Origin of the sequence: Pseudomonas sp. TH06, from assembly GCF_016651305.1 — a bacterium.
Taxonomy (GTDB): Bacteria; Pseudomonadota; Gammaproteobacteria; order Pseudomonadales; family Pseudomonadaceae; genus Aquipseudomonas.
Genome location: NZ_JAEKEC010000001.1, coordinates 1,606,662 through 1,633,081, shown reverse-complemented (window position 1 = coordinate 1,633,081; position 26,420 = coordinate 1,606,662). Strand labels below are relative to the sequence as shown.

25 protein-coding genes are annotated in these 26,420 nt (G+C 58.7%); 5 read left to right on the top strand and 20 right to left on the bottom strand.

What is annotated here, in order from left to right; genetic code table 11:
• Nucleotides 1-8: 8 nt before the first annotated feature.
• The 12 genes from tssG to JFT86_RS07110 all read right to left on the bottom strand — a co-directional run bounded on the left by tssG (nt 9) and on the right by JFT86_RS07110 (nt 11,034).
• Complete coding sequence (gene tssG / locus JFT86_RS07165; protein WP_201236275.1) at nt 9-1,016, bottom strand: type VI secretion system baseplate subunit TssG; 1,008 nt, start codon at nt 1,014-1,016, stop codon at nt 9-11.
• Complete coding sequence (tssF, locus tag JFT86_RS07160) at nt 980-2,767, bottom strand: type VI secretion system baseplate subunit TssF (protein ID WP_201229349.1); 1,788 nt, start codon at nt 2,765-2,767, stop codon at nt 980-982. Before tssF ends, tssG begins: the two co-directional genes overlap by 37 nt.
• Nucleotides 2,768-2,822: 55 nt before the next feature.
• Nucleotides 2,823-3,194 (bottom strand): hypothetical protein, encoded by a 372-nt coding sequence (locus tag JFT86_RS07155; RefSeq protein ID WP_242489533.1) that lies wholly within the window; start codon nt 3,192-3,194, stop codon nt 2,823-2,825.
• A complete protein-coding gene (locus JFT86_RS07150; RefSeq protein ID WP_201231746.1) occupies nt 3,191-4,042 on the bottom strand; it encodes a hypothetical protein in 852 nt (283 codons plus the stop codon). The genes JFT86_RS07155 and JFT86_RS07150 overlap by 4 nt, the downstream gene beginning before the upstream one ends.
• 4 nt (nt 4,043-4,046) lie before the next feature.
• Nucleotides 4,047-4,550 (bottom strand): PAAR domain-containing protein, encoded by a 504-nt coding sequence (locus JFT86_RS07145; RefSeq protein WP_201231747.1) that lies wholly within the window; start codon nt 4,548-4,550, stop codon nt 4,047-4,049.
• Nucleotides 4,551-4,561: 11 nt separating this feature from the next.
• Entirely contained in the window at nt 4,562-4,969 is a 408-nt protein-coding gene (gene tssE, locus JFT86_RS07140) for a type VI secretion system baseplate subunit TssE (protein WP_201236273.1), read from the bottom strand.
• 9 nt (nt 4,970-4,978) lie between these two features.
• Nucleotides 4,979-6,454 (bottom strand): type VI secretion system contractile sheath large subunit, encoded by a 1,476-nt coding sequence (gene tssC, locus JFT86_RS07135; RefSeq protein ID WP_201236272.1) that lies wholly within the window; start codon nt 6,452-6,454, stop codon nt 4,979-4,981.
• A gap of 25 nt (nt 6,455-6,479) precedes the next feature.
• On the bottom strand, nt 6,480-6,983 hold the full coding sequence (gene tssB, locus JFT86_RS07130) for a type VI secretion system contractile sheath small subunit (RefSeq protein WP_003229587.1): 504 nt from the start codon (nt 6,981-6,983) through the stop codon (nt 6,480-6,482).
• A 32-nt stretch (nt 6,984-7,015) separates the two neighbouring features.
• Entirely contained in the window at nt 7,016-8,578 is a 1,563-nt protein-coding gene (gene tssA, locus JFT86_RS07125) for a type VI secretion system protein TssA (protein WP_201236271.1), read from the bottom strand.
• A gap of 652 nt (nt 8,579-9,230) precedes the next feature.
• A complete protein-coding gene (locus JFT86_RS07120) occupies nt 9,231-9,506 on the bottom strand; it encodes an HU family DNA-binding protein (protein WP_003213368.1) in 276 nt (91 codons plus the stop codon).
• A gap of 190 nt (nt 9,507-9,696) precedes the next feature.
• Nucleotides 9,697-10,845 (bottom strand): FAD-dependent oxidoreductase, encoded by a 1,149-nt coding sequence (locus JFT86_RS07115; protein ID WP_201236270.1) that lies wholly within the window; start codon nt 10,843-10,845, stop codon nt 9,697-9,699.
• 21 nt (nt 10,846-10,866) lie between these two features.
• Nucleotides 10,867-11,034 carry a rubredoxin gene (locus tag JFT86_RS07110; RefSeq protein ID WP_007954349.1) on the bottom strand — a complete coding sequence of 56 codons (168 nt, stop codon included), beginning with the start codon at nt 11,032-11,034 and terminating at the stop codon, nt 10,867-10,869.
• Between the two features lie 201 nt (nt 11,035-11,235).
• On the opposite strand from JFT86_RS07110, the gene JFT86_RS07105 reads away from it, so the two are divergent.
• The gene (locus tag JFT86_RS07105) at nt 11,236-11,796 is read left to right on the top strand and encodes a chorismate lyase (RefSeq protein ID WP_201236269.1); all 561 of its coding nucleotides are present in this window, start codon (nt 11,236-11,238) and stop codon (nt 11,794-11,796) included.
• Nucleotides 11,796-12,686, top strand: coding sequence for a 4-hydroxybenzoate octaprenyltransferase (gene ubiA / locus JFT86_RS07100; RefSeq protein WP_201236268.1), 891 nt, complete (start codon nt 11,796-11,798; stop codon nt 12,684-12,686). Before JFT86_RS07105 ends, ubiA begins: the two co-directional genes overlap by 1 nt.
• Before the next feature lie 109 nt (nt 12,687-12,795).
• Here the strand turns inward: ubiA and JFT86_RS07095 are convergent, their stop codons facing one another.
• On the bottom strand, nt 12,796-13,179 hold the full coding sequence (locus tag JFT86_RS07095) for a hypothetical protein (protein WP_201236267.1): 384 nt from the start codon (nt 13,177-13,179) through the stop codon (nt 12,796-12,798).
• Between the two features lie 151 nt (nt 13,180-13,330).
• On the opposite strand from JFT86_RS07095, the gene phoB reads away from it, so the two are divergent.
• The 3 genes from phoB to JFT86_RS07080 all read left to right on the top strand — a co-directional run bounded on the left by phoB (nt 13,331) and on the right by JFT86_RS07080 (nt 16,906).
• Nucleotides 13,331-14,020 (top strand): phosphate regulon transcriptional regulator PhoB, encoded by a 690-nt coding sequence (gene phoB, locus JFT86_RS07090; protein WP_003229608.1) that lies wholly within the window; start codon nt 13,331-13,333, stop codon nt 14,018-14,020.
• Nucleotides 14,021-14,156: 136 nt separating this feature from the next.
• On the top strand, nt 14,157-15,443 hold the full coding sequence (gene phoR, locus JFT86_RS07085) for a phosphate regulon sensor histidine kinase PhoR (protein ID WP_207197287.1): 1,287 nt from the start codon (nt 14,157-14,159) through the stop codon (nt 15,441-15,443).
• Nucleotides 15,444-15,565: 122 nt separating this feature from the next.
• The gene (locus JFT86_RS07080; RefSeq protein ID WP_007920256.1) at nt 15,566-16,906 is read left to right on the top strand and encodes a hemolysin family protein; all 1,341 of its coding nucleotides are present in this window, start codon (nt 15,566-15,568) and stop codon (nt 16,904-16,906) included.
• Nucleotides 16,907-17,090: 184 nt separating this feature from the next.
• Here the strand turns inward: JFT86_RS07080 and JFT86_RS07075 are convergent, their stop codons facing one another.
• The 7 genes from JFT86_RS07075 to JFT86_RS07045 form a co-directional block, all read right to left on the bottom strand.
• Nucleotides 17,091-17,987 (bottom strand): M23 family metallopeptidase, encoded by an 897-nt coding sequence (locus JFT86_RS07075; RefSeq protein ID WP_201236265.1) that lies wholly within the window; start codon nt 17,985-17,987, stop codon nt 17,091-17,093.
• A gap of 207 nt (nt 17,988-18,194) precedes the next feature.
• Nucleotides 18,195-19,151, bottom strand: coding sequence for a response regulator (locus JFT86_RS07070; protein ID WP_201236264.1), 957 nt, complete (start codon nt 19,149-19,151; stop codon nt 18,195-18,197).
• Between the two features lie 180 nt (nt 19,152-19,331).
• A complete protein-coding gene (gene phoU, locus JFT86_RS07065) occupies nt 19,332-20,093 on the bottom strand; it encodes a phosphate signaling complex protein PhoU (protein ID WP_201229385.1) in 762 nt (253 codons plus the stop codon).
• 124 nt (nt 20,094-20,217) lie between these two features.
• Nucleotides 20,218-21,051 carry a phosphate ABC transporter ATP-binding protein PstB gene (gene pstB, locus JFT86_RS07060; RefSeq protein WP_007954333.1) on the bottom strand — a complete coding sequence of 278 codons (834 nt, stop codon included), beginning with the start codon at nt 21,049-21,051 and terminating at the stop codon, nt 20,218-20,220.
• 132 nt (nt 21,052-21,183) lie between these two features.
• Nucleotides 21,184-22,854, bottom strand: coding sequence for a phosphate ABC transporter permease PstA (pstA, locus tag JFT86_RS07055; RefSeq protein ID WP_201236263.1), 1,671 nt, complete (start codon nt 22,852-22,854; stop codon nt 21,184-21,186).
• Nucleotides 22,855-22,870: 16 nt separating this feature from the next.
• Nucleotides 22,871-24,904, bottom strand: coding sequence for an ABC transporter permease subunit (locus tag JFT86_RS07050; protein WP_201238562.1), 2,034 nt, complete (start codon nt 24,902-24,904; stop codon nt 22,871-22,873).
• Between the two features lie 423 nt (nt 24,905-25,327).
• Nucleotides 25,328-26,329 carry a phosphate ABC transporter substrate-binding protein PstS gene (locus JFT86_RS07045; protein WP_034152107.1) on the bottom strand — a complete coding sequence of 334 codons (1,002 nt, stop codon included), beginning with the start codon at nt 26,327-26,329 and terminating at the stop codon, nt 25,328-25,330.
• Nucleotides 26,330-26,420 lie beyond the last annotated feature (91 nt).

Sequence of the window (26,420 nt, the reverse complement as noted above, 5' to 3'; positions counted from 1 at the left end):
TCACGTCCTTAATGAATTTTGCTGCCCAGGGTCACCACGCCGTCCGCTTTTTCGCGGCCCAGCCAACTGGTCCAGCCAAGGCGACAGGCGTTCTGCTCACCGATGCGCAGTTCGCGGATTTCTTCCTGGCGCAGGACCAGGCGAATGTCGTAATCGAGCGGGTCACGCAGGGTGAACCGCACCAGCGCGCAGAGCGGCTGGTAACCGAAACCGATCGGCAGGAATTCATGGAATCGCTGCCAGTCGAGCTGGGTGATGTGAATGCGGAATTTGCCGCTACGGTCGCGCACGTGCTCGCCGAGCACCAGGTCCTCGCCGAGCACGCTGTTGTCGCGGCCCAAACGATTGCGCTGTTCTTCGAGGATTTCCACGCGACGCTCGATGCACTGCTCGATGACCAGGTCTTCGTGCTTGAAGTAATAACGCAGCACGGCTTCGATCAGCGCCGCCGAGTGCGCCCGCAAGCTGAGCAGGCCGAGGTACGGCAACAGGCGTTTCCAGTTGAGTTCCTTGGCCTTGCGGATCTCGTCGCCGCCCAGACCGATCAGCGCAAACAACTGCGCCGAGAACGGGTCGAGCGCGCCACTCTGGAAGCTCGCGCGATAGCGGTATTTGCGCCAGATCGGCAGCATCAGCCGTTGCAGGCGATGGTGAAACAGGTCGAGGAAGTTGCGCGTCGGGTTGCCGTCTTCGCTGTCGCCCAGGGCCTGTTCGCCGTAGAACGCCGGCAACGGCGAACCCGAGCCGACCAGGCCGATCAGGTTGAAACGCATGCGCGCGCGCATCTGTCCGTGCTCTTCGAAAAACTCCACGCGATCGACATCGCTGCGCGGAAATCCGAGGCTCGGGTTGGCCTGGAACTCGACCTGATCGTACAGATCGTCTTCGCTCAGGTGCGGGTGCGACTCGCGCAGCCGGTCGATCACCAGCAGCACGGCCTGAAACAGCGAGTACTCGCGTATTACCTTCGTCAGCCCGCTTAAAGCAGGGGCTGCAGGCCCATACGTGGTGTCCATTGGTACACCTCTCCCTGTGTGCTTTTTACGCGCAACTCGTGAAACGAATTGAGACTGGCGTAAAGCGCGAAAAACTCGTTAAGAACCGAAGCGAAAACGAACAGATCGCCTTCGCCGATATACCCTTCCGGGTCGATGGTCAGTTCGGTGCGCAAACCGCGCACCGGCAGGCCGCGGTGCAAGCGGTCCACGTGGTGATGCTTGATGTGCTTGAGGCCGCCGAGCAGGCGCTTGCTGACCTTCTCCGCGTGTTGGTCGTAGTAGCGCGGCAAGTCGTAGGTTTCGAGAATCACCTTCAACGCATTGACGTCGGCCAGCGACAGATAGTTAAGCGACATGTTGCTGATCAGCTTCCACAGGAAGTCACGGTTCAGCGGTGGCGCAAAACTCGAGGTCGCCGGGGTGATGTTGCGGAAACTCAAGAACTCCGGCGTCTCTTCGCAAGCCATGCAGATGTCGCCGAGCTTGAGCTTGCGCGGCAGGTTCTGGTTGGTGCACATCAGCTCGATCGACAGGGTTTCGTGGGCTTCGGTGTGGCGTATGCCGAAGCTCAGGTAAGTGTCGAGGCCGTCGTGCAACAAGGACGAGCGCTGGCGGATGCTGTAATGCGGACGGCTGTTGGGCACGTCGAAACTCGGGTCGTGCTCGAAGGACTCGAACGGCACGTATTCCTGATAACCGAGGCCGCCAGGCTTCCAGCCGGTCACGGTTTCCACCGAGAACACGCCGCAGTTTTCCAGATCGTATTCCGCCGGCAGCAGCAGGTATTCGTCCTGTTTGCCATCGAGGCGAATCGGCAGTGCGTCGTGCGCAAACAGGTTGGCAATTGGCGTGCAGAACAACTTCACGTTATCCAGGGTCGGACGCATGCGCATGATGCCGCTCTTGCGGATATCGAAGCGCAATTCGAGGCCGCGCATCTGCTTGAGGGTGTCTTCCGGCAGCGCCTTGAGAATGTCCAGGCCATTGACGTCGACGAACAGGAACTTGTCCTGGAAGGCGAAGTATTCCTGCAGGTAGCGATAGCCACGGAAGGTGTTCAGCGGATACGGGATCAACGCTTCTTCTTCGGCAAAGCCCACCGGTTTGACCCGGTCACCGGGGATCTTGAACGCCATCGGCTTGCCGCTGACGCCATCGATCGGCTTGCCGGCGCCGTCGAGCGGGATCAATTCGATGCCTTCAAGGTTACGCAGCAGGCTCAGGTAGAGCATCTGGCTGATGTAACGCTCACCGGCAAAGTGCAGGCGCAGTTTGCTCAGTTCCAGCTCACCGAGGTGGCCGTCGGCGCTCATTTCCAGACGCAGGCTGAGCAACGAACCGTCGCCCTTCACCGAGTAATTCAGCGCGGCCAGATCCAGCGGCAACACTTCGGTCGGATAGCAGGTGCGGAAGCGGCAACGCACGTCTTCGATCGGCACGCTTTCGATGGGGGTATCACGCTCGACTTTCAGCGCCGGACCAGAACGTTTGAGCGGATCGAACTGCAGAATGCTGAACGCCGGCAGCGGACGCATGTAGTTTGGCCACAGCAGTTGCATCAGCGAATGGCTGAGTTCCGGCAACTCGTCATCGAGCTTCTGGCGCAAGCGCCCGGTCAGAAACGCAAAGCCTTCGAGCAACCGCTCCACGTCCGGATCCCGCCCGGCCTGCCCCAGATACGGCGCCAACGCAGGACTACGCTCGGCGAAACGGCGACCGAGTTGGCGCAGAGCGGTAAGTTCGCTTTGGTAGTAGTGGTTAAAGGACACGGATTACCTGCCTGGTAGTGGAACTCATCAAAAAAATATCCTGTAGAGCGCCGGCTTAAATAAAGCTTCGGGAGTGCCACCGCTCAAAATTCAAGCGCAGCACAAACGCCAAGAAGCTCATACTGGTAGTGAGGCCACCGTAGGCAAATGCTCGCACCGGGTTGTCTGGCAAGAAATAAAACAACACAACACTCAGCATTACTGCTATCCCTAGCAGCTTGAATAAAACCCTTGGAATAAAGAAAATTATAAAATTTACAAATATAAAAAAATAAAAAACCAGCTCTGCAACACCACCTATTGCTGCCCCCCTATCTGTAAAGCCCACATGCAACTTGTAATAAACAACACCAACATCGTGCACGTAGAAATACAAAAAACCAACAAGCAGATAAATAGCGGCACCAATGATAACTTTCACAATCATGCTTCCCATGTTTTGTATTTTGCCAACAGGCCTGCATCAATTGACGTTTTTAGCCGCACATTAGAGGCTGGCTTGTACACGGTACTTGCAACTGTTGCACCGTCGATCCCAAATCTTTGACCACTCAGGGGTCTTTTTTCTAGTACCAGTTCAAAGTTCTCGGAAGCCCACAAACAAGCCCTGATAATTATGAAGTTATCGTAGACATTCTCACTACCATCATCGCTGCCGCCGATTGTTCCATCTGCCCAATCCAAGCCAGTCTGGCCCGTCTTCCTAATCGCGGAATCAATTTCTCGGGTTTCTTCCCAATATTTGCGAAAGGTATCCACTGCGAATGGAATTTGCCCTAGCCCATCTGTCCAGTAAGGATCACCTTCAACTAGACAAAGAAGATATTTTGCCCCACCTTCAGGTTGTTTTTTCCAATCACCCGGAAGATTCTTATAGTAAGCGAACGAAGGCCTATCTACGATTGCAAAGTCAATAATTGATTGCCACGTATGCTGTCGATAAGCGTCGTAAACTTCCGAGCCCTCAACATTGCTATTCGGGTTAACCCACAACCGCTCGCGGTAGAAATCAGCCAGCGGCTCAAACCACTGAATTTTTTCAGCGTATAATTTTTCAGCGCTCATGATGCGAAAAGGCTTATCACAAACATCTGGTTTTACAGCGAATAGAGGCACGCCATTAGAACGAGTCACCAACCACGCTTCAGGGAGATTTAAAGTTCCAGGATCCGTGTCGTTACTGGCGGTCGTTTTGTCATCAAGCCTTAACGCAGTAGCACCATCTTCGGTAACAAAGGTATAAGGCACACCACCAATTTCAACTATCGTTTCCAAGATCTTACTCCGATGTTACAAAGATCGAGACGGGCTCAGGTTTCTGTCCAGTTGAGAAACTGGCAGAAGTTCCTGCGACTGCAGTACCAAACTTCTCGATCCCACTTTCCGAAACTATTTTGTAGTTCAGTCCTTCAACCGTTTTCCCACTGGCAGTTTTAAAGGCAAAAACACGATTGAATATTCCCGGAATAATCACAGGCAACGGCGGCACAAACGGCGCCGGCGAATGCGAATTCCCGATAATCACCGTCGAAGACCCAGCCGTAACCTTGTTGCCGTGGGAGCCAACGGAATCAACCGTGACAGCAGACTTGCCGTTGATTTTCACCGTCGTGGCCAAACCGCCGACCATCGCACCACCACACGCGGAGGCATCGCCTTCGCGGGCGGCCGCGAGGCCGTCGAAGAACACGTCGCCAGAACCAGCGGCGATCGGGTTGGTACCGTGGCCGGGGAGCGGGCAAGCGGTGGGGTCGGATACGCGTGCTGCGGGTTTGCCAGACATCGGGGTTATCCTTAGGTGACCTTCACTTGACCGCTGCCATCCAGGCGCGCGGAAAAACTGACCTGACGCTTGAAACCTTCAACTTCCAGCAGGCCTTCGATACTGAAGGACAGGCGAAGCTGATCGTGATCACGCGGCAGGGAAATGACACGCACGTTGCTCAGGCGCGGCTCGTAGGCTTCGATGAAGTTTTCGATGGCCAGACGGGCCTGACTCAGGGAGTCGTGCAGGCTCAGACGCATGTCATTGAGATCGGGCAACCCGTAGTCGGACAGCGTTTGCACGCTGCCCGCCCGGGTGCTGAGCATTTTGGCCAGATGGGCAGCCACCGACGCCATCGCGCAAGCCTCGAGGCTCTTGCCATTGCGTAGTTCCGCGTCGCCGTTGAGGCGTTCGAAAAGGCTGCCGTATCCGTCCATGAGTCGCTCTTACTCTTTGTCCAGCTTGCCAACCAGCGACAGGGTGAAATCGGCACCCATGTACTTGAAGTGCGGACGCACGTTCAAGCTCACGCGGTACCAGCCCGGCTCGCCTTCAACATCGCTGACGATGATTTGCGCAGCGCGCAGCGGACGACGGCCACGTACTTCGGCGCTCGGGTTTTCCTGGTCGGCAACGTACTGACGGATCCACTTGTTGAGTTCCAGCTCGAGGTCGGTACGTTCTTTCCACGAACCGAGTTGCTCGCGCTGCAGCACTTTCAAGTAGTGAGCCAGGCGGTTGACGATCATCATGTACGGCAGTTGGGTGCCGAGCTTGTAGTTCAGCTCTGCCGCCTTGCCTTCTGCGCTGATGCCGAAGAACTTCGGCTTCTGCACCGAGCTTGCGGAGAAGAACGCCGCGTTGTCGGAGCCTTTACGCATGGTCAGGGAGATGAAGCCTTCCTCGGCCAGTTCGTATTCACGACGGTCGGAAACCAGAACTTCAGTAGGGATCTTGGTTTCGATTTCGCCCATGCTTTCGAAGTGGTGCAGAGGCAAGTCCTCAACCGCACCGCCGCTCTGTGGGCCGATAATGTTCGGGCACCAGCGGAATTTGGCGAAGCTGTCGGTCAGCTTGGTGCCGAACGCGTAAGCGGTGTTGCCCCACAGGTAGTGCTCGTGGCTGTTGGCAACGGTTTCCTTGTACACGAACGATTTGACCGGGTTTTCTTCCGGGTCGTACGGGTTACGCAGCAGGAAACGCGGCACGGTCAGACCGACGTAGCGGGAGTCTTCCGAAGTACGGAAGCTCTGCCATTTGGCGAATTGCGGGCCTTCGAAGTGGTCTTTCAGATCTTTCAGATCCGGCAGGCCGGTGAAGCTTTCCAGACCGAAGAATTTCGGGCCGGCAGCGGCAATGAACGGTGCGTGGGACATGCAGGCTACGCTGGACACGTACTGCATCAGTTTCACGTCCGGTGAGCTTGGCGACATGTAGTAGTTGGCGATGATCGCGCCAACCGGCTGACCACCGAACTGGCCGTATTCAGCAGTGTAGATGTGCTTGTACAGGCCCGACTGCATGACTTCCGGCGAATCTTCGAAATCGTCCAGCAGGTCGTCTTTGGAGACGTTGAGGATTTCGATCTTGATGTTTTCGCGGAAGTTGGTGCGGTCGACCAGCAACTGCAGACCACGCCACGACGATTCCAGCGCCTGGAAATCCGGGTGGTGCAGGATTTCGTCCATCTGACGGCTGAGCTTGGCATCGATCTCGGCGATCATGCGGTCAACCATGGCCTTCTTGACCGGCTCACCGTTGTTCTGCGGCTTGAGCAGTTCTTCGATGAACGCCGACACACCACGCTTGGCGATGTCGTAGGCTTCGTCGTCCGGAGTCAGACGGGTTTCGGCGATGATGCTGTCGAGAATGCTGTACTCGCCGTTGCCGGCGCTCTTCTCTTGTGCTGCGCTAGTGCTCATTGTGTTGGCTTCCTTGGCTGGAGTCTCAGGCGTCCGGGGCTGCGGCGTTCAGGCCCAGCTCACCGAGTACGCGACCGCGGGATTCGTCGTCGGCGAGCACGCCTTCGATGGCTTTACGGAACGCAGGTGCGTTACCCAGCGGGCCTTTGAGGGCCACCAGCGCATCGCGCAGTTCCATCAGTTTTTTCAGCTCAGGCACTTGCTCGACCAGGCTGGCCGGGTTGAAGTCCTTCATCGAATTGACGCGCAGTTGCACAGCCAGCTCGTCGGCCTCGCCATCTTCTTGCAGACGGTTCGGCACGCTCAGCGTCAGACCCAGTTCTTGCTTGGCCAACACTTCGTCGAAGGTCATCTTGTCGATGCTGATCGGCTTGCGATCTTCGATTTTGCGATCGTCCTTGCGGTGGGTGTAGTCACCGATTGCCAGCAGCTTCAGCGGCAATTCAATCTCTTCCTGAGCACCGCCGGTGGCGGGTTTGAAGGTGACGTTGATGCGTTCCTTGGGGGCTACCGAGCCTTCTTTGGCCATGGCTTTTCTCCTTGCGGTTGTGGCCCTGGGGCCTATTCGAGTACCACTTCGAGATCGAGGTGGCACAGCCTGCGATAAATCTCTTCCTTGCGTTCACGCACTGCATGGTTCTGCGGCAACAACTCGCAGCAACTGTGCAGCAGGTGCAGCACTTCCAATGCAAGATCGGGCTCCCAGGCGTGCAGGCCTGAGTCCTGTAATGTCTGATCGAGGGTTTCCAGCTGGTTCTTGGCCAGTTCGTATTTCTTGGCCATGAAGCACAGCCGGGCGAGCGCGAACTGCCAGAAGAAGCGCTCGCGCCCGCCATGGGCCGATTGCAGCCCTTGCTTGAGGATCTGCACGGCAGGCTTGAGGCCTTCCTTGCGCAGAATCGGCAGGACTTCTTCGAGGGCTTTCTCCCAGGCGGGCTGGGTTTCGACGTTGTCGTTTTCGACCTTGCGCGGCGCACTGGCGCTTTGCAGATGCGGCATGACATTGGCAGCGATCCACGCCCGGGTGACCGGGTCGGCAAATGGCGCGCCGTCGTGAAAACGCAACTCGACAATGCCAGGCAGACGCTGAACCAAAAGCGCGAAGTGGATTTCCACTTCGCGCATTGCCAACTCGGCGTTGAGGTTCTGGAGACATTCCCAGACCATCCTCTGGCCATCGAACCAGAACGGCGCCTTCGCCAGGCTCGCCTCCAATTCCACCAAGAGGTCGGCGTATTTACCCTGATCGAAGCGATCCTGATATTGCTTGAGCTTGTCGACCGGCAAGCCGCGCAGCACGGTGATCTGTTCGGCGTTGCGCTCAGGCACCGCGTCGATGGTCATCCACAGCAATGTGCGGTTCAGACGCAGGGCACGCAAGTCGGTGGCTTTCTGTTTGAGCCACCAGGCGCACAACGGGCGGGCGCTTTCCTGCTGGGCACGCAGCGCTTTGTGCGCATCTCTTTCGTTATCGATCGGTGCGCCGGGGGCGAGCAACTGACTGGCTGCCTGCTTGACCTGCGCCACCGCTGCACCCACGACGCCGGGGGCCGGCTGATTGTCAGCCGCACGCTGGATCATGGTTTTCAGGCGGCGGGAGATCGGCAGCAGCAGCGGCGAATCATCACCCAGGTGCTCAGCACACGCGGCCTCGAGGCCGGACAGGTGCTCGGAGAGCTGCCGGAACATCGGCAGTTGCTCTTTGATCGCGATGTTTTCGGTGATGACCTGCTCAAGACGCGGCACCAGCCAGCCAATCGCGGCGGCACGGGTGCGGGGTTTGAGCGGGTGGACGTCGGCCCAGTTGTTTTCCGACAGATGGTGCAGCAAACCGAGACCGGCCAGCAGCCCGGGGAAGGATTCACGCTGGTACAGCGACCAGGTCAGCCAGGCGCCGACACGCAGATCCTTGGATTGAGTACGCAGGAGGTTTTCGCTGTTTTCGCGAATTTTCAGCCAGTCGATCTGCCCGCTTTCATGCATCGAAGAGGCTTTGGCCAGCTCGCTTTCCAGCGCCTCGAATTCGCTCGAAAAACGAACGTCTTCGCCCGCGAAATTCTCTTTGGAAACAGAGACTTTTGCGAGTTCGAGGTAATGGGCGGAAAGTTTGCTTGAGTAGGACATCCATGGCCTTTAATTAGGATTACGGTCATGCGCCTATTGGAATTGCCACGGCGCTGGACAGTATCGAAGAGCAGTGACGCGACTCATCCAATTGAGTGTGTGCTCTTTCAAGTGGGCGCATCGTAATCACTATGATGGCCACTAGCAAGCATCTGGTTAAACAACAAGACGAAGTGTTCTTTAATTGCTGTAGGAGGTTTCCCTATATTCAGTCAGGGAATCCCTGACACGTTCTTTTTAATCAGTCACGCGCAGAGACAACCTGAAAACCTTGATTTAGAGCGCTCGTTCCAGATCCCCCTCACCACGTAAAAAGGGCCGTAGCGGAATGGCGCAGAGCATGACAAGTTTTGAAAAAACTGGATGTAGGATTATTCCTAAAGACCTTGGTATTGATTCAACAAAACGCAGTGAGACAACGAACAATTAAAAAAGTGCCATCATTTTGATGGCCTCTATATATAGAGCCTGTCTTCATTATTTAGGAGGGGCGATAGCTATCAAATGAAACGAATACCGAATAGGTACTAACGTTTAGATCCGAACTGTATGTCTGTATAAATCACCAGCCACAAAAAATGGGCACTCGACCGCAATCGATGTGCCCATTTTTTCTTACGGTTCTCCCCATTATTCAGGGAGTTCGCCGCAATTAAGGGTTAACGCTGTCTTTCAACGATTTGCCTGGCTTGAACGCAACGGTGTTGCTGGCCTTGATTTTCACCGGTTCACCGGTTTGCGGGTTTTTGCCGGTGCGGGCGCCGCGGTGGCGTTGCAGGAAGGTGCCGAAGCCTACGAGCGTAACGCTGTCCTTGCGGTGCAGAGCGCCGGTGATTTCTTCGAGGACGGCGTTGAGTACGCGGTTGGCCTGTTCTTTGGTCAGATCTGCTTTTTCAGCGATTGCAGCGGCGAGTTCTGGTTTACGCATTAGTGAAGCCCCTTTGACGGTTTTTTGTTGTTATGTCCGTGCTGTTCTCGTTGGAACAGCGCCCAAGGCGCCGCAGGCTCTACTCTGCGGCAGACGGGAGTGAGAATGGCACGCGGATACGGGCGGCGCCAGTCTCCCGGCGACCTTTGTAGGGGCAAAAGCGGGGTGATTCCGACAGAACGACCAGTATTTACGCCAGCAGGGGCGGAAGCTGTTTGTTCAGTGCGAGTTTTTCCATGACCGCCGCGCCAGTCAGCGCATAACCGAGCAACTGACCGTCGGCGCTGTGGCACAGGGCCTTGATGTCGGCGCCCTGCCCGTCAACGGTCCAGACGCCTTCGCTACCGCGTGGTGGCGGCGAAACCACCAGTGGACACACCGGGGTTTTCACGGTGATCGGCATCGGGCCGTAGGTCACCGCCGTCGGATTTCCCGCCAGGGTTTGTGCAAGCGCTCGCGCACAGCTCATGAGGGGCATGACGTACAAAAGATTCAGCCCATCGACCTCGGCGCAATCGCCCAAGGCATAGATATTGGCGTGGGACGTCTTCAGATGCCGATCAACCACGACGCCGCGATTGACCAGCACGCCGGCAGCCGCCGCCAGATCGATGCGTGGACGCAGACCGATGGCCGAGACCACGACATCGCAGGCAATGACCTGGCCGTCGGACAGATGCGCTTCAAGACCGTCGGCGACCTTCTGCAAACGGGTCAGCACCGGGCCGAGGTGGAATTTCGCGCCCAGGCTTTCCAGTCCGGCCTGCACTGCTGCCGCCGCAGCGGGATGCAACAACATCGGCATGACTTGCTCGCACGGTGCAACCAGTTGCACCTCGTAGCCGCCGAGGATCAGGTCGTTGGCGAATTCGCAGCCGATCAGGCCGGCACCGAGCAGCAGCACTCGACGCTTGCCGGCCGCCGCTGCGCGAAAACGTGCGTAGTCTTCGAGATCATTGATCGGGAACACCAGGTCCGCGCCGTCGCCTTCAATCGGCACACGGACGGTTTCCGCGCCCCAGGCGAGGATCAGGTCGCGGTAGGAGACCGCTTCTTCGCCGATCCACAGGCGCTTGTGACCGGCGTCGATGCCGCTGATGCGCGTGTGGGTGCGCACTTCGGCTTTCAATTGCTCGGCCATGGCGCCCGGTTCGGCCATGCTCAGGCCATCGGCGTCCTTGTTCTTGCCGAAACCGGTGGAGAGCATCGGCTTGGAGTAAGAGCGGCCGTCATCGGCAGTAATCAGCAGCAGCGGGGTTTCGCTATCGAGTTTGCGAAACTCCCGAGCCAGGTTGTAGCCCGCAAGCCCGGTGCCGACGATTACGACAGGTGCGTTCATGCCTTACTCCTTTCGATTTACTTAGTTGATTTCGATCATTTCGAAGTCCATCTTGCCGACGCCGCAGTCGGGGCACAGCCAGTCTTCCGGCACGTCCTGCCACAGGGTGCCCGGCGCAATACCGTCATCCGGCCAGCCGTCGGCTTCGTTATAGATCAGGCCGCAGACCACACATTGCCACTTTTTCATTCAGGTACTTCCTCAGGGTTCAGGCTTATTGCCGGCACGGACGGTCGATGGGTGCTGCGCTGCCGTCCAGCTCAGCGCGTTTTGTACTGATCGAACCGGGCAGATGCAAGCCTGTTCGGCGCAACGGCGACCCGGATCAATCAATATCGCGGACGGCCATGTTAAGCTCGCCGCCTCATTTGCGGCCAATAATGACTCATTGTGCAACAGACAAATCCCTGCCCGGCCCCGCTCTGGCTGACTCAAAGCCAACTGACGCCCCTCCCCGATCCCTTGACCCTCGACTGGCTGTTCGACGAAGGCTCACTGACCCGCCGACTGACGCGACTGTCCAACGATGGCTTCAGCGTTACGCCATTGTTTGAAGGCTGGGACACCCTGCGCGCCGACGAATGCGCGGGGCTGGATCTGCCCGAAGGCAGCGAAGGCTGGGTGCGTGAGGTGTATCTGCGTGGTCACGGTGAGGCCTGGGTTTTCGCACGAAGCGTGGCCTCGCGCGCAGCCCTGCAAGGCGACGGTTTGCACATGGACGAATTGGGCAGCCGCTCGTTGGGCGAATTGCTGTTTTGCGATCACGCCTTTCAGCGCCGCGCCATCGAAGTTTGCCACTACCCCGAGCAATGGTTGCCACCAGACGTGAAAGCGCCTGAACTGTGGGGCCGGCGCTCGCGTTTCGACCGTTGCGCGCTGAGCGTGCTGGTCGCCGAAATCTTCCTGCCGAGTCTGTGGGATACCGTCCGCGCCCATCCGGAGAACAACTGATGTATCAGAGCCTGCTCAAGTCCCTGAACCGTTTGAATCCGCGCGCCTGGGATTTCATTCAGTTGACGCGCATGGACAAGCCGATCGGTATCTATCTGCTGCTGTGGCCGACGCTGTGGGCCTTGTGGATTGCCGGTAAAGGCTCGCCGTCGCTGGCCAACGTGGTGATTTTCGTCCTCGGCGTGGTGCTGACCCGCGCCGGTGGCTGCGTGATCAATGACTGGGCTGATCGCAAGGTCGACGGTCACGTCAAACGCACCGCGCAACGACCACTGGCCAGCGGCAAGATCAGTTCGAAAGAAGCCTTGGTGTTCTTTGCGCTGCTGATGGGCGTGAGTTTTCTGCTGGTGCTGTGCACCAATGCGCCGACGATCTGGCTGTCGCTGGGCGGTCTGGCGCTGGCGTTCACCTATCCATTCATGAAGCGCTACACCTATTACCCGCAAGTGGTGCTGGGTGCGGCGTTTTCCTGGGGCATGCCGATGGCGTTTACCGCTGAAACCGGTGAACTGCCGGCGGCGGCCTGGCTGCTGTGGATTGCCAACCTGTTGTGGACGGTGGGTTACGACACTTATTACGCGATGACCGATCGGGACGACGACTTGAAGATCGGCGTGAAATCCACGGCGATCCTGTTCGGCGAGGCGGACCGGATGATCATCCTGAGCTTGCAGGCACTGTCGTTGGGCTGCCTGTTGCTGGCGGGGTCGAAGTTCGAGCTGGGTGTCTGGTTCCATCTCGGCTTACTGGTGGCTGCCGGCTGCTATGCGTGGGAGTTCTGGTACACGCGGGACCGCGACCGGATGCGCTGCTTCCAGGCGTTCTTGCACAACCATTGGGCCGGGTTGGCGATTTTTGTCGGGATTGTGCTCGATTACGCGTTGCGCTGAACACACACCTGTAGGAGTGAGCCTGCTCGCGATAGCGGTGTGTCAGCTAATGAAAATGCGACTGATAAACCGCTATCGCGAGCAGGCTCACTCCTACAAGGAACCGCGTTTACTTGGCTTTGGCGACTTTCCAGGCGCCGTCCATTTTGCCGTCGCCGGTCATGTCACCGGCCTTCTTGTCCATCTTGAAGGTGTACAACGGCATACCTTGATAGGCCCATTGCATCTTGCCGTCATCGCGCTTGATTACCATCCAGTCGCCCATCGACTTGTCGCCGGCAGTCGCCATGAGTGGTGGCCAGTTTTCGGCGCATTTGTCGTTGCACATCGACTTGCCACCTGAGTCTTTGGCGAAGGTGTATAGGGTCATGCCATGGTGATCGGTGTACATGCCGTCCTTCTCCATCGCTGGATCGGCGGCGAAGGCCATCGCAGGCAAAGCCATGGCGGCAGCAAGGACTAAAGCCTTGAAAGAAGCAGTGTATTGAGTCATGGAAACCTTCTTTTGTGGTTGTCAGGATTCGGACTTAGAGCTTAGTTCAGGATTTGCACAATCGCCGCCGGACTAAAATACTGTCACACGACTGCAATAATTCCGTTATCTAATGCGGCGCAAGACAGTTAAATGACAAGAGGATTAAGGCATGGTTGGCAGGAGCATTCTGATCGTCGACGACGAAGCGCCCATTCGCGAAATGATCGCCGTTGCGTTGGAAATGGCCGGCTATGACTGCCTCGAGGCAGAGAACTCGCAGCAGGCACACGCCATCATCGTCGACCGCAAGCCGGACCTGATCCTGCTCGACTGGATGCTGCCCGGCACCTCAGGCATCGAACTGGCCCGCCGCCTCAAGCGAGATGAGCTGACCGGGGACATCCCGATCATCATGCTCACCGCCAAGGGCGAAGAGGACAACAAGATCCAGGGTCTGGAAGTCGGCGCCGACGACTACATCACCAAACCGTTTTCCCCCCGCGAACTGGTCGCACGCCTCAAAGCCGTGCTGCGCCGCGCCGGCCCGACCGATGGCGAAGCGCCAATCGAAGTGGGCGGCCTGCTGCTCGACCCGATCAGTCATCGCGTGACCATCGATGGCCGTCCGGCCGAGATGGGCCCGACCGAATACCGTCTGCTGCAATTCTTCATGACTCACCAGGAACGTGCCTACACCCGGGGTCAATTGCTGGATCAGGTCTGGGGCGGCAACGTCTACGTTGAAGAACGCACCGTCGACGTGCACATCCGCCGTCTGCGCAAGGCCCTCGGCGACGCCTACGAAAATCTGGTACAAACCGTGCGCGGCACTGGCTACCGGTTTTCCACCAAAGCTTAAAAGCAGCGGCAAGCTTCTAGCTACAAGCGGCAAGTAAAAGCCGATCCGCTTTAGCTTGAAGCTTGCAGCTTGAAACTCGAAGCTGCGTTAAGGACGCTCCGTGAATCAAAACTGGCATGGCACCCTGATTCGCCACATGCTGTTGCTGGTCACCGGTTGCCTGGTGATCGGCCTGATCAGCGGCTACTACGGCTGGAGCCTCGCGGCGGGTCTGGGTATTTACCTGGCCTGGACGCTCAAGCAATTGCTGCGTCTGCACGAATGGCTGCGCCTGCATCAACCCGATGAAGCACCGCCCGACGGCTATGGCCTGTGGGGTGAGGTATTCGACAGCATCTATCACCTGCAACGCCGCGACCAACGCGTACGCGGGCGCCTGCAAGCGGTGATCGACCGAGTGCAGGAGTCCACCGCCGCACTGAAAGACGCGGTGATCATGCTCGACAGCGACGGCAACCTGGAATGGTGGAACCGTGCCGCCGAAACCCTGCTCGGCCTCAAGACTCCACAAGACAGCGGCCAACCGGTGACCAACCTGGTGCGGCATCCGCGCTTCAAGGAATACTTCGAGCAGGAAAGCTACGCCGAGCCGCTGGAAATCCCCTCGCCGACCAATGATCGCGTGCGCATTCAGCTGTACCTGACCCGTTACGGCAACAACGAACATTTGATGCTGGTACGCGACGTCACGCGCATTCATCAGCTGGAGCAGATGCGCAAAGACTTCATTGCCAACGTTTCCCACGAACTGCGCACACCGCTGACGGTGATCTGCGGTTATCTGGAAACCTTGCTCGACAACGTCGAAGAAGTGAACCCGCGCTGGAGCCGCGCCCTGCAACAGATGCAACAACAGGGCGGGCGCATGCAGACGTTGCTCAACGATTTGCTGTTGCTGGCGAAACTGGAAGCCACCGATTACCCATCGGACAACCAACCCGTGCAGGTCGATACGCTGCTGCAATCGATCAAGAGCGACGCGCAGCAATTGTCCGGATCGAAAAACCAGCGCATCACGCTGGAAGCCGACGCCAGCCTGATGCTCAAAGGCAGCGAGGCGGAACTGCGCAGCGCGTTTTCCAATCTGGTGTTCAACGCGGTGAAGTACACCCCGGCCGAGGGCAACATCCGCATTCGCTGGTGGGGCGACGATCAGGGCGCGCACCTGAGCGTGCAGGATTCCGGGATCGGCATCGACAGCAAACACCTGCCGCGCCTGACCGAACGCTTCTACCGCGTCGACTCCAGCCGCAACTCCAACACCGGCGGCACCGGCCTTGGCCTGGCCATCGTCAAACACGTGCTGCTGCGCCACCGCGCACGCATGGAGATCAGCAGCGTGCCCGGTCATGGCAGCACGTTCACCTGTCATTTCGCCCCGGCTCAGGTTGCCCAGACGCGGGCGATCAGCGCCGCCGAGTAAGACCGACCGGCACTCACCACTAGGCAATCGCCATGTCAGCCGCTACATTGGCTGACTTGTGCCTGCCTTTCAGGCGCGGCTTTTACCTCTCTTGAATCAAACGGAACCCGCAAAACTCCATCATGGACCCTTCCCCTGGCTTGTCCCTCGCTACCATTTTCGCCGACTTCGGCATGATCCTTTTTGCTCTGATCCTGGTTTTGCTCAACGGCTTCTTCGTTGCGGCAGAGTTCGCCATGGTCAAACTGCGCTCGACCCGGGTCGAGGCCATCGCCGATCAGAACGGCTGGCGCGGGCACATCCTGCGCACCGTACACAGTCAGCTTGATGCGTACCTCTCGGCGTGCCAGCTCGGTATCACCCTCGCCTCCCTCGGTCTGGGCTGGGTTGGTGAGCCGGCGTTCGCGCACATCCTCGAACCGCTGCTGAGCGCGGTCGGCGTGCAGTCGCCGGAAATCGTCAAGGGTGTGTCGTTCTTCACCGCGTTCTTCATCATTTCGTACCTGCACATCGTCGTCGGCGAGCTGGCTCCGAAGTCCTGGGCGATCCGCAAACCCGAGTTGCTGTCGCTGTGGACGGCGGTGCCGCTGTACCTGTTCTACTGGGCGATGTACCCGGCGATCTATCTGCTCAACGCCAGCGCCAACGCGATTCTGCGTATCGCCGGCCAAGGCGAACCCGGCCCGCACCACGAACACCATTACAGCCGCGAAGAACTGAAACTGATCCTGCACTCCAGCCGTGGCCAGGATCCGAGCGATCAGGGCATGCGCGTACTGGCCTCGGCGGTGGAAATGGGCGAACTGGAAGTGGTCGACTGGGCCAACTCCCGCGAAGACCTGATTACTCTGGAATTCAACGCGCCGCTGAAAGAAATCCTCGCGATGTTCCGTCGCCACAAGTTCAGCCGCTATCCGGTGTACGACAGCGAGCGTCAGGAGTTCGTCGGCCTGCTGCACATCAAGGATCTGCTGCTGGAACTGGCAGCGCTGGACCACATCCCCGAGTCGTTCAACCTGGCCGAGCTGACCCGTCCGCTGGAGCGCGTGTCGCGGCATATGCCGCTGTCGCAGCTGCTGGAGCAGTTCCGCAAGGGCGGCTCGCACTTCGCCGTGGTCGAGGAGGCTGACGGCAACATCATCGGCTACCTGACCATGGAAGACGTGTTGGAAGTGCTGGTCGGCGACATCCAGGACGAACACCGCAAGGCCGAGCGCGGGATTCTCGCGTATCAACCGGGCAAGCTGCTGGTGCGCGGTGATACGCCGTTGTTCAAGGTTGAGCGCCTGCTCGGCATCGACCTCGACCATATCGAAGCCGAGACCCTCGCCGGGCTGGTTTACGAGACCCTGAAACGGGTGCCGGAAGAGGAAGAAGTGCTGGAAGTCGAAGGCCTGCGGATCATCATCAAGAAGATGAAAGGGCCGAAGATTGTGCTGGCGAAGGTGTTGATGCTGGATTGATGGGTGGTCTGGGGGAGGCTTCTGTGGTGAGGGGATTTATCCCCGATGGGCTGCGAAGCGGCCCTGAATCTGCATTCGTATAGCATCTGACACAATGCATTCAATGGTTTTGGGACGGCTGCGCCCTCCATCGGGGATAAATCCCCTCTCCACAAAAGCCATCCGGATCTGATCCCTCGTGTGTTTATTGTTTGCCCAACGCAAAGTTGGGCAACGCCCCCAGTGGCTGGTTGAATTGATACGGAATCGACACCAGCCCCGCGCCGCTGTTGCGCTGTATCACAAAGTGCAGGTGCGGGCCGCTGCTGTTGCCGGTGTTGCCCGACAGCGCCAGCGGGCTGCCCACCGTCACCCGCTGCCCTTCGCGTACGCTCACCGAACCCTGCTTGAGGTGCAAATACACCCCCATCGTGCCGTCGTCGTGCAGTATTCGCACGAAATTGCCGGAGGGGTCAGTGCCGCGACCACTCTGCGAGTTTTCGGTTTTCACCACCACCCCTGCCCGCGCAGCAATGATCGGCGTGCCGACCGGCATGGCGATGTCCATCGCATATTTGTTCTTCGGCCCGAAATGGCTGTACTGGCCCTCAGCCCCCTGGCTCAGGCGAAACGGCCCGCCGCGCCATGGCAACGGATAACGGTAGCTCTGCGCCGCACCTGCGGGGTCGCCAAGGGAATACTGGAACTGCGGCGTGTACACCAAAGGCTTGCCGCCGGACACCGCCGTCAGCAATGCTAAACGTGTATTGCTGCGCGCCGGCAGCACCCGGCGGATGGTTTGCGCCGGCGCGCCACGCACGTTGCTCATTCCGGTAAACGCCAAGGCCACCTCGACCGGCGCATACAGGTCGTTGCGCACAAACACGACGTCGGCGCCCTTCTGCTTCTTGATGTCGAGGTACACCTGCCGCTCGAGGCGTTCGACCATGCGGTCCTGAAACACGAACACCTGGGCGCCTTTGCTCGGACGGTCGCTGTACGAGACCACGCCGTTGGCATCGGTGGATTTGTAAATGGTCATGGCCACAGCCGAGGTGGAGGCCATGAAAAGACCACAGAAAAACAGCAAGCGCGCGAGCATGGGCAAGAGTCTGTCGAAGTAAGGCCTGGAAGAGAGCCTAGCAGCTGAGGCCGACCAAGGTAATCGACAGATGTTTCAAATTGGGCAACGTGGGAGATTGTTGTTGCTTTTGATGGCCCCATCGCGAGCAGGCTCACTCCTACATTGGAATGCGATCCCTTGTAGGAGTGAGCCTGCTCGCGATGGCGGTGTATCAGGCGACGAAGATCACGCGCCGGGTACGAAGTGCTTCTGCGCTGTGCCGCGGGCGATCAGGCGGGAGATGTAATCGAGTTTCTGCGCGTCCTGATCGACAAAGCGGAAAGTCAGTTGCAGCCAGTCGCTGTCGGCTTTCTGCTCATGGGCAACGATGGCGTGCAGGTAGCCATTGAGGCGAGCGATTTCGGCGTTGTCACCCTGCTCCAGATCGAGCACGGCGCTGTCGAGGATCTGCGGCAGGGTGTCAGTGCGTTTCACCACCAACAGCGCTTCCTTGATGCTCAGGGCCTTGATCACGCATTGCTGGTTGCCGCTGGGCAGGCGCAACTGACCCTGACCGCGACCACCGACCGGCGCTTTCGACGCGGCGGGCGCCTGCACCGGAGGGCTGTTGAGCAGACCACGGGACGGCGCAGCGGCGGGTGCCGGAGCGGCAGCGGCAGGCTTGGCGAACGGATTGACCGCAGCGGCCGCCGGAGCGCCGCCGACGACGGCAGGTTTGCCGCCCGTCAAGGCACTGAGCGAATCATTGCCGAACGCCGAGTTCATCTTGGTCGGCGCGCTGTTCATCAGGGTGTCGAGTTTGCCGACCTTGTTCAGCGCTTGCTTGACCTTGGTCAGCAGTTGCTCGTTGGTGAACGGCTTGCTGACGTAGCCGGATACGCCGGCCTGAATCGCCTGCACGACGTTTTCCTTGTCGCCACGGCTGGTGACCATGACAAACGGCATGGTCTTGAGATTGTCCTGCTCGCGGCACCAGGTCAGCAGTTCGAGGCCGGACATTTCCGGCATTTCCCAGTCGCACAGGACGAGGTCGAAGGCTTCTCTGGCCAGCATCGCTTGAGCTTTTTTGCCGTTGACGGCGTCCTCGGTGCGGATCCCGGGGAAGTAATTACGCAGGCACTTTTTTACCAGGTCACGAATGAACGAAGCGTCGTCCACGACCAACACACTGATCTTGCTCATCCAACACCCCTATAAAAATCCCGGCAAGCATACCGCTTTTACTGATGGCACATTGCCAACAATCTTCAGTCACGCCGGGACTTTTCGTTCGCGGGTGCTGCTTTTGAATTCGATTCTCTTACTCAAGTGCCTTAAACAAAAACGCCCGACCAAAGGGCCGGGCGCTTTTCTCAGGCAATCTTACTTATCGTCAGCATCGCCCGGAACATTAGCGGTTTCGCCGCTTGTGCCTTGAACTTCTTCCTTCATGCGCTTGAGGCCCATGTGGCGGACGTCGGTGCCACGCACCAGGTAGATGACCAATTCGGAGATGTTGCGCGCGTGATCGCCGATCCGTTCCAGCGAACGCAGGACCCAGATGATGCTCAAGACCCGCGAGATAGAGCGCGGGTCTTCCATCATGTAGGTCGCCAGCTCGCGCAGCGCGGTCTTGTATTCGCGGTCAATGATCTTGTCGTACTGCGCCACCGACAGTGCCAGATCGGCGTCGAAGCGGGCAAACGCGTCGAGCGCATCGCGGACCATGTTGCGCACCTGGTCGCCGATGTGGCGAACCTCGACGTAACCGCGTGGCGCTTCACCTTCTTCGCACAGCTGAATCGCGCGGCGAGCGATCTTGGTCGCTTCGTCGCCGATGCGCTCAAGGTCGATCACCGACTTGGAGATGCTGATGATCAGACGCAGGTCGGACGCCGCCGGCTGACGACGGGCGAGAATGCGCAGGCATTCTTCGTCGATATTGCGTTCCATCTGGTTGATCTGGTCATCGATCTCGCGCACCTGCTGGGCCAGACCGGAGTCGGCCTCGATCAGTGCGGTCACCGCGTCGTTGACCTGCTTCTCGACCAGCCCGCCCATGGCCAGGAGGTGGCTGCGCACTTCCTCAAGCTCGGCGTTGAACTGCGCGGAGATGTGATGGGTGAGGCCTTCTTTGGAAATCATGCATTCGCTCCGAAAAAGCGTTTAACCAAGAGCTGCAAGCTTCAAGCTGCAAGCTGTTATGTGGTGATCCATGCCGCTCGCTTCTCACTTGCCGCTTGAAGCTTGCCGCTCGCAGCCGCTTCAATCAGCCATAACGACCGGTGATGTAGTCTTCGGTCTGCTTCTTCGCCGGATTGGTGAACAGGGTATCGGTGTCGCCGAATTCCACCAGTTTGCCCATGTACATGAACGCCGTGTAGTCCGAAACCCGCGCTGCCTGTTGCATGTTGTGCGTGACGATGACGATGGTGAACTTGGATTTCAGCTCGTAGATCAGCTCTTCGACTTTCAGCGTCGAGATCGGGTCGAGGGCCGAGCACGGTTCGTCGAGCAGCAGCACTTCCGGTTCCACGGCGATGGTGCGGGCGATCACCAGACGTTGCTGCTGACCACCGGACAGACCCAATGCCGAGTCGTGCAGACGGTCTTTGACTTCGTCCCACAGCGCCGCGCCTTTGAGTGCCCACTCAACGGCTTCGTCGAGGATGCGCTTCTTGTTGATGCCTTGGATGCGCAAGCCGTAAACCACGTTTTCGTAGATGGTTTTCGGGAACGGGTTGGGCTTCTGGAACACCATGCCGACGCGACGACGCAGCTCGGCAACGTCTTCGCCCTTGCGATAGATGTTGTTGCCGTACAGGTTGATCGCGCCTTCAACGCGGCAGCCGTCAACCAGATCGTTCATGCGGTTGAACGTGCGCAGCAGCGTGGACTTGCCGCAGCCGGACGGGCCGATAAACGCGGTCACGCGCTGTTTCGGGATGTTCATGCTGACGTCGAACAGCGCTTGTTTCTCGCCGTAGTACAGGCTCAGGCCCGGCACTTCAATGGCCACGGTTTCCTGTTCGAGGTTCAGGCTCTGCTTGTCGCGGCCCAGGGCAGACATGTTGATGCCGTGGGTATGTGTTTCGTGCTGCATGGGAGGCTCCCTGTGCTAACAAATTCGGTTCGGTTTTTTGTAGGAGTGAGCCTGCTCGCGATTCAGGCGCTACGGTTTGTCTATCAAACCGTGGTGTTGCCATCGCGAGCAGGCTCACTCCTACATAAGAAATCAGCTGTCCAGTGCTTTGTATTTTTCGCGCAGGTGGTTACGAATCCACACTGCCGACAGGTTCAACGTGGCGATCACCAGCACCAGCAACAGCGCCGTGGCGTACACCAGCGGACGGGCCGCTTCGACGTTCGGGCTCTGGAAGCCGACGTCATAAATGTGGAAGCCCAGGTGCATGATTTTCTGATCCAGATGCAGATACGGGTAGTTGCCATCCACCGGTAGCGACGGCGCCAGTTTCACCACACCCACCAGCATCAGCGGCGCCACTTCACCGGCGGCGCGAGCCACCGCGAGGATCATGCCGGTCATCATCGCCGGACTGGCCATCGGGATCACAATCTTCCACAAGGTTTCAGCCTTGGTCGCGCCGAGGGCCAACGAACCTTCACGCACGGTGCGCGGAATACGTGCCAGACCTTCTTCAGTCGCGACGATCACCACCGGCACCGCCAGCAGCGCCAGCGTCAGCGACGCCCAGAGCAGACCCGGTGTACCGAAGGTCGGTGCCGGCAGTGCTTCGGGGAAGAACAAGCGGTCGACCGAACCACCGAGCACGTAAACGAAGAAGCCCAGGCCGAACACGCCGTAAACGATCGCCGGAACGCCAGCGAGGTTGTTCACCGCGATACGGATGATCCGCGTCAGGGTGTTCTGCTTGGCGTATTCACGCAGGTACACCGCCGCCAGCACGCCGAACGGGGTAACGATCATTGCCATGATCAGGGTCATCATCACGGTGCCGAAGATCGCCGGGAAAATCCCGCCTTCGGTGTTCGCTTCACGCGGGTCGTCCGAGAGGAATTCCCAGATCTTGCTGAAGTAGAAACCGACCTTGGTGAAGGTGCTCATCGCGTTCGGTTGATAGGCGTGAACCACTTTGCCCAGACCGATTTCAATCTCTTTGCCGTTGGCATCACGGGCGGTCAAAGCGTCGCGGTTGAACTGCGCATGCAGATCGGCCAGACGCGCTTCGATGTCCTGATAACGCGCATTCAGCTCGGCGCGCTCCAATTCCATGTCCGCTTGTGCGCTCGCGTCGAGTTTGCCTTCCAGTTCCAGTTTGCGGCCGTGCAGACGGATGCGCTCCAGACCTGCGTTGATCGCGCCGATGTCGGATTTTTCCAGCGACTTGAGCTGTGCAGCGAGACCGTTCACACGGTTGATTCGCGCTTGCAGCTCAGGCCACGCAGCCTCGCCCTCGGCGATGACTTTGCCGTCCTGTTTGACGTTGACCAGGTAGCCGTAGAAGTTGCCCCACTCGCGACGCTCGATCGCCATCAACTCTGGCGGCGTGGTCTGGTTGGTCAGCCACTCGCCGACGATCCAGGTGAAGTCGTTGCCGTTCAGGTCACGGTTGCCGACCTTGATCAGCTCGCGGGTCATGAACTCCGGGCCTTGATCCGGCACTGGCAAACCAGCGCTTTTCAGTCGGGCACGCGGGACTTCTTCCTTCTGTACCACTTCACCGACGACCAGGTGATTGGCCTGGCCCGGCACGTCGTAACTGGCGTGGATCAGGTCCGCCGGCCAGAAGTGACCCAGACCGCGCACGGCAATCACTGCCAGCAGGCCAATGGTCATGATGACCGCGATGGACACCGCGCCACCGCTGATCCAGACGCCCGGGGCGCCGCTCTTGAACCATCCTTTCAGGGAGTTCTGTTTCACAGACTTCTACCTTTGCTTAAAGCGACGAGTATTTCTTGCGCAGACGCTGACGAATCAGTTCTGCCAGGGTGTTCATGACGAAGGTGAACAACAGCAGCACCAGCGCCGAGAGGAACAGCACGCGGTAGTGGCTGCCGCCGACTTCCGACTCCGGCATTTCCACCGCAACGTTGGCGGCCAGGGTGCGCAGACCTTCGAACAGGTTCATTTCCATGACCGGGGTATTACCGGTGGCCATCAGCACGATCATCGTCTCGCCGACCGCACGGCCCATGCCGATCATCAGCGCCGAGAAGATGCCCGGGCTCGCGGTCAGGATGACCACGCGGGTCATGGTCTGCCATGGCGTGGCGCCGAGAGCCAGCGAGCCGAGGGTCAAACCGCGCGGCACACTGAAAACGGCATCTTCAGCGATCGAGTAGATGTTCGGGATCACCGCGAAGCCCATGGCCAGACCGACTACCAGAGCGTTGCGCTGGTCGTAGGTGATGCCCAGGTCGTGGGAGATCCACATACGCATGTCGCCGCCGAAGAACCAGTTCTCCATGAACGGGCTCATGTACAACGACAGCCAACCGACGAACAGGATCACCGGAATCAGCAGCGCACTTTCCCAGCCGTCCGGGACTTTCAGGCGGATCGACTCAGGCAGGCGACTGAAGGTGAAACCGGCGACCAGAATGCCGATCGGCAGCAGCATCAGCAGGCTGAAGATGCCCGGCAGATGCCCTTCAACATAAGGCGCGAGGAACAGACCGGCGAAGAAACCGAGGATCACCGTCGGCATCGCTTCCATCAGTTCGATCACCGGTTTGACCTTGCGGCGCATGCCCGGGGCCATGAAGTAGGCGGTGTAAATTGCCGCGGCGACGGCCAGCGGTGCAGCCAGCAGCATCGCGTAGAACGCCGCTTTCAGGGTGCCGAAGGTCAGTGGCGAGAGGCTCAGTTTCGGTTCGAAATCGGTGTTGGCCGCAGTCGATTGCCAGACGTATTTAGGCTCGTCGTAGTTCTCGTACCAGACCTTGCTCCACAGCGCGCTCCACGACACTTCCGGGTGCGGGTTGTCGAGCAGCAGCGGTTGCAGCTTGCCGCCGGCTTCGACGATCACGCGGTTGGCGCGCGGTGACAGGCCGAATACGCCTTGGCCATCAACTACCTGATCAACCAGCAGCGTACGGTGCGCGGTGCTGTGGAACACGCCGAGCTTGCCGCTGGCATCCAGCGCGAGGAAGCCTTTACGGCGTTCTTCAGCAGTAATTTCAACGATCGGCGCGGTGCCCATCTGGAAGGTACGGATCTGCTTCAGGCGCAGCTCGCCGTCGGTGTCGCGGGCCATGAACCACTGGGCCAGGCCACCCTTAGAATCACCCACGATCAGCGAGATACCGCCGACCAATTGCGTGGTGGCCGTGACTTCGGCGTCGGCGTTTTCCAGCAGTTTGTAGCGACCGTTGAGGCTCTTGTCGCGCAGGCTGAACACGTCGGCCTGGGCACGCCCGTTGACCACGTACAGCCACTGCTGGCGCGGGTCGACGAAGATGTTTTTCACAGACTCAGTCATCTGCGGCAGATCGATACGCTTCTGCTCGTTGGTGACTTCGCCGGTCATCATGTTTTCTTCGCTGGTCAGCGACAGAACGTTGAGTTGCGAACCGGTCGAACCCACCAGCATCAGCGTTGTATCGCTGGCATTGAGGCTGACGTGCTCCAGCGCCCCGCCGCTTTCGTTCAGCGCGATCGGCGTGTCGCCGTACGGGTATTCGATGGCCGGGGTGATGGTTTTCTTGCCGTCCGGGTAGCTGACTTTATAGGTGTGACGGAACACCAGCGCCTGACCGTTGGACAGACCCACTGCCACCAGCGGATGACCTGGCTGGTCTTCGCCGATGGAGGTCACGGTGGTGCCCGCCGGAACCGGCAGATCGACGCGCTTCAATTCAGCGCCACTGTCGATGTCGAAGAACAGCGCCTGGCCCTTGTCGGAAACGCGCATCGCCACCTGATTCTGCTCTTCGAGCGAGATCATCAGGGGCTTGCCGGCGTCCTGCATCCACGCAGGGGTAATGGCATCTTTCGCGGTCAGGTCGGCACCTTTGAACAGCGGCGCAACCACGTAGGCGAGGAAGAAGAAGATCAGGGTGATGGCTGCCAGCACCGCCAGACCGCCAACGAGGACGTACCAGCGGGTGAAGCGATCCTTGAGCGCGCGAATGCGGCGCTTGCGTTGCAGCTCAGGCGTATTGAAATCAATGCGCTTGGGAGGATTAGTAGTCATGTGGGAATTGGCCAGATCATTCATGCGCTCACCCTAGCGATCCTGTATGACAGAAAGATGACAGTGCAGTGACGCAGCAAATCCACCGCCAGCAGGACTGGCAGAGGATCGAAAATTTGAGGTGTGGAAAAGGCCGGCCTGCTAGCAGATCCGGCCTTTTTCCTTGAGTCCGGCGGGGTTCACCCCGGACTCAATTTGTTACTTTTTTGCGACTTCAGCGCCGCCTTCTTGCAGACCCAGGTCAGCCAGTGCTTTTGCAGCAACCTTGGCTGGCAGTGGGATGTAGCCGTCTTTCACCACAACTTCCTGGCCCTGTTTGGACAGAACCAGTTTCACGAACTCAGCTTCCAGCGGAGCCAGAGGCTTGTTCGGGGCTTTGTTCACGTACACGTAGAGGAAACGCGACAGTGGGTACTTGCCGTTCAGGGCGTTTTCTTCGGTGTCTTCGATGAAGTCAGTGCTGCCTTTCTTCGACAGAGCAACCGTCTTCACGCTAGCGGTCTTGTAGCCGATGCCCGAGTAACCGATGCCGTTCAGCGAGGAGCTGATCGACTGCACGACCGAAGCCGAGCCTGGTTGTTCGTTGACGTTTGGCTTGTAGTCGCCTTTGCACAGGGCTTCTTCTTTGAAGTAGCCGTAAGTGCCGGATACCGAGTTACGGCCGAACAGTTGTACTGGCTTGTTGGCCAGGTCGCCGGTCACGCCCAGGTCGCCCCAGGTTTTCACGTCGGCTTTGGCGCCGCACAGACGGGTGGACGAGAAGATCGCGTCAACCTGTTCCATGGTCAGGTGCTGGATCGGGTTGTCTTTGTGAACGAAGACCGCCAGGGCGTCCACGGCAACCGGGATAGCGGTTGGCTTGTAGCCGTATTTCTGTTCGAAGGCCGCCAGTTCGGTGTCCTTCATCTTGCGGCTCATCGGGCCCAGGTTGGAGGTGCCTTCAGTCAGCGCAGGTGGCGCAGTGGCGGAGCCAGCGGCCTGAATCTGGATGTTTACGTTCGGGTATTCTTTTTTGTAGTTCTCAGCCCAGAGGGTCATGAGGTTGGCCAGAGTATCGGAGCCGACGCTGGACAGGTTGCCCGACACACCTGTGGTCTTGGTGTAGCTCGGGATAGCAGGGTCAACAGCGGCGAACGCGTTGGCAGTCGCAACGCCAGCAGCGACAAAAGTCATTGCCGCCATCAAACGCTTCAGTTTCATGCCTTACTCCTAGCAGATAGGGTGTGTTAAGTCGGGGCCAAGTATCAGCAGGCCGTGTGAACACTCTATGGCTGAAATATGACAATTGGAT

Bases quoted from the DNA above. Each gene is read 5' to 3' on its own strand.
- tssG (WP_201236275.1), bottom strand. From the start codon at position 1,016: ATGGACACCACGTATGGGCCTGCAGCCCCTGCTTTAAGCGGGCTGACG.
- JFT86_RS07155 (WP_242489533.1), bottom strand. From the start codon at position 3,194: ATGATTGTGAAAGTTATCATTGGTGCCGCTATTTATCTGCTTGTTGGT.
- JFT86_RS07145 (WP_201231747.1), bottom strand. From the start codon at position 4,550: ATGTCTGGCAAACCCGCAGCACGCGTATCCGACCCCACCGCTTGCCCG.
- tssE (WP_201236273.1), bottom strand. From the start codon at position 4,969: ATGGACGGATACGGCAGCCTTTTCGAACGCCTCAACGGCGACGCGGAA.
- tssC (WP_201236272.1), bottom strand. From the start codon at position 6,454: ATGAGCACTAGCGCAGCACAAGAGAAGAGCGCCGGCAACGGCGAGTAC.
- tssB (WP_003229587.1), bottom strand. From the start codon at position 6,983: ATGGCCAAAGAAGGCTCGGTAGCCCCCAAGGAACGCATCAACGTCACC.
- tssA (WP_201236271.1), bottom strand. From the start codon at position 8,578: ATGTCCTACTCAAGCAAACTTTCCGCCCATTACCTCGAACTCGCAAAA.
- JFT86_RS07120 (WP_003213368.1), bottom strand. From the start codon at position 9,506: ATGCGTAAACCAGAACTCGCCGCTGCAATCGCTGAAAAAGCAGATCTG.
- JFT86_RS07115 (WP_201236270.1), bottom strand. From the start codon at position 10,845: ATGAACGCACCTGTCGTAATCGTCGGCACCGGGCTTGCGGGCTACAAC.
- JFT86_RS07110 (WP_007954349.1), bottom strand. From the start codon at position 11,034: ATGAAAAAGTGGCAATGTGTGGTCTGCGGCCTGATCTATAACGAAGCC.
- ubiA (WP_201236268.1), top strand. From the start codon at position 11,796: ATGTATCAGAGCCTGCTCAAGTCCCTGAACCGTTTGAATCCGCGCGCC.
- JFT86_RS07095 (WP_201236267.1), bottom strand. From the start codon at position 13,179: ATGACTCAATACACTGCTTCTTTCAAGGCTTTAGTCCTTGCTGCCGCC.
- phoB (WP_003229608.1), top strand. From the start codon at position 13,331: ATGGTTGGCAGGAGCATTCTGATCGTCGACGACGAAGCGCCCATTCGC.
- phoR (WP_207197287.1), top strand. From the start codon at position 14,157: ATGCTGTTGCTGGTCACCGGTTGCCTGGTGATCGGCCTGATCAGCGGC.
- JFT86_RS07080 (WP_007920256.1), top strand. From the start codon at position 15,566: ATGGACCCTTCCCCTGGCTTGTCCCTCGCTACCATTTTCGCCGACTTC.
- JFT86_RS07075 (WP_201236265.1), bottom strand. From the start codon at position 17,987: ATGCTCGCGCGCTTGCTGTTTTTCTGTGGTCTTTTCATGGCCTCCACC.
- JFT86_RS07070 (WP_201236264.1), bottom strand. From the start codon at position 19,151: ATGAGCAAGATCAGTGTGTTGGTCGTGGACGACGCTTCGTTCATTCGT.
- phoU (WP_201229385.1), bottom strand. From the start codon at position 20,093: ATGATTTCCAAAGAAGGCCTCACCCATCACATCTCCGCGCAGTTCAAC.
- pstB (WP_007954333.1), bottom strand. From the start codon at position 21,051: ATGCAGCACGAAACACATACCCACGGCATCAACATGTCTGCCCTGGGC.
- JFT86_RS07050 (WP_201238562.1), bottom strand. From the start codon at position 24,904: ATGCAGGACGCCGGCAAGCCCCTGATGATCTCGCTCGAAGAGCAGAAT.
- JFT86_RS07045 (WP_034152107.1), bottom strand. From the start codon at position 26,329: ATGAAACTGAAGCGTTTGATGGCGGCAATGACTTTTGTCGCTGCTGGC.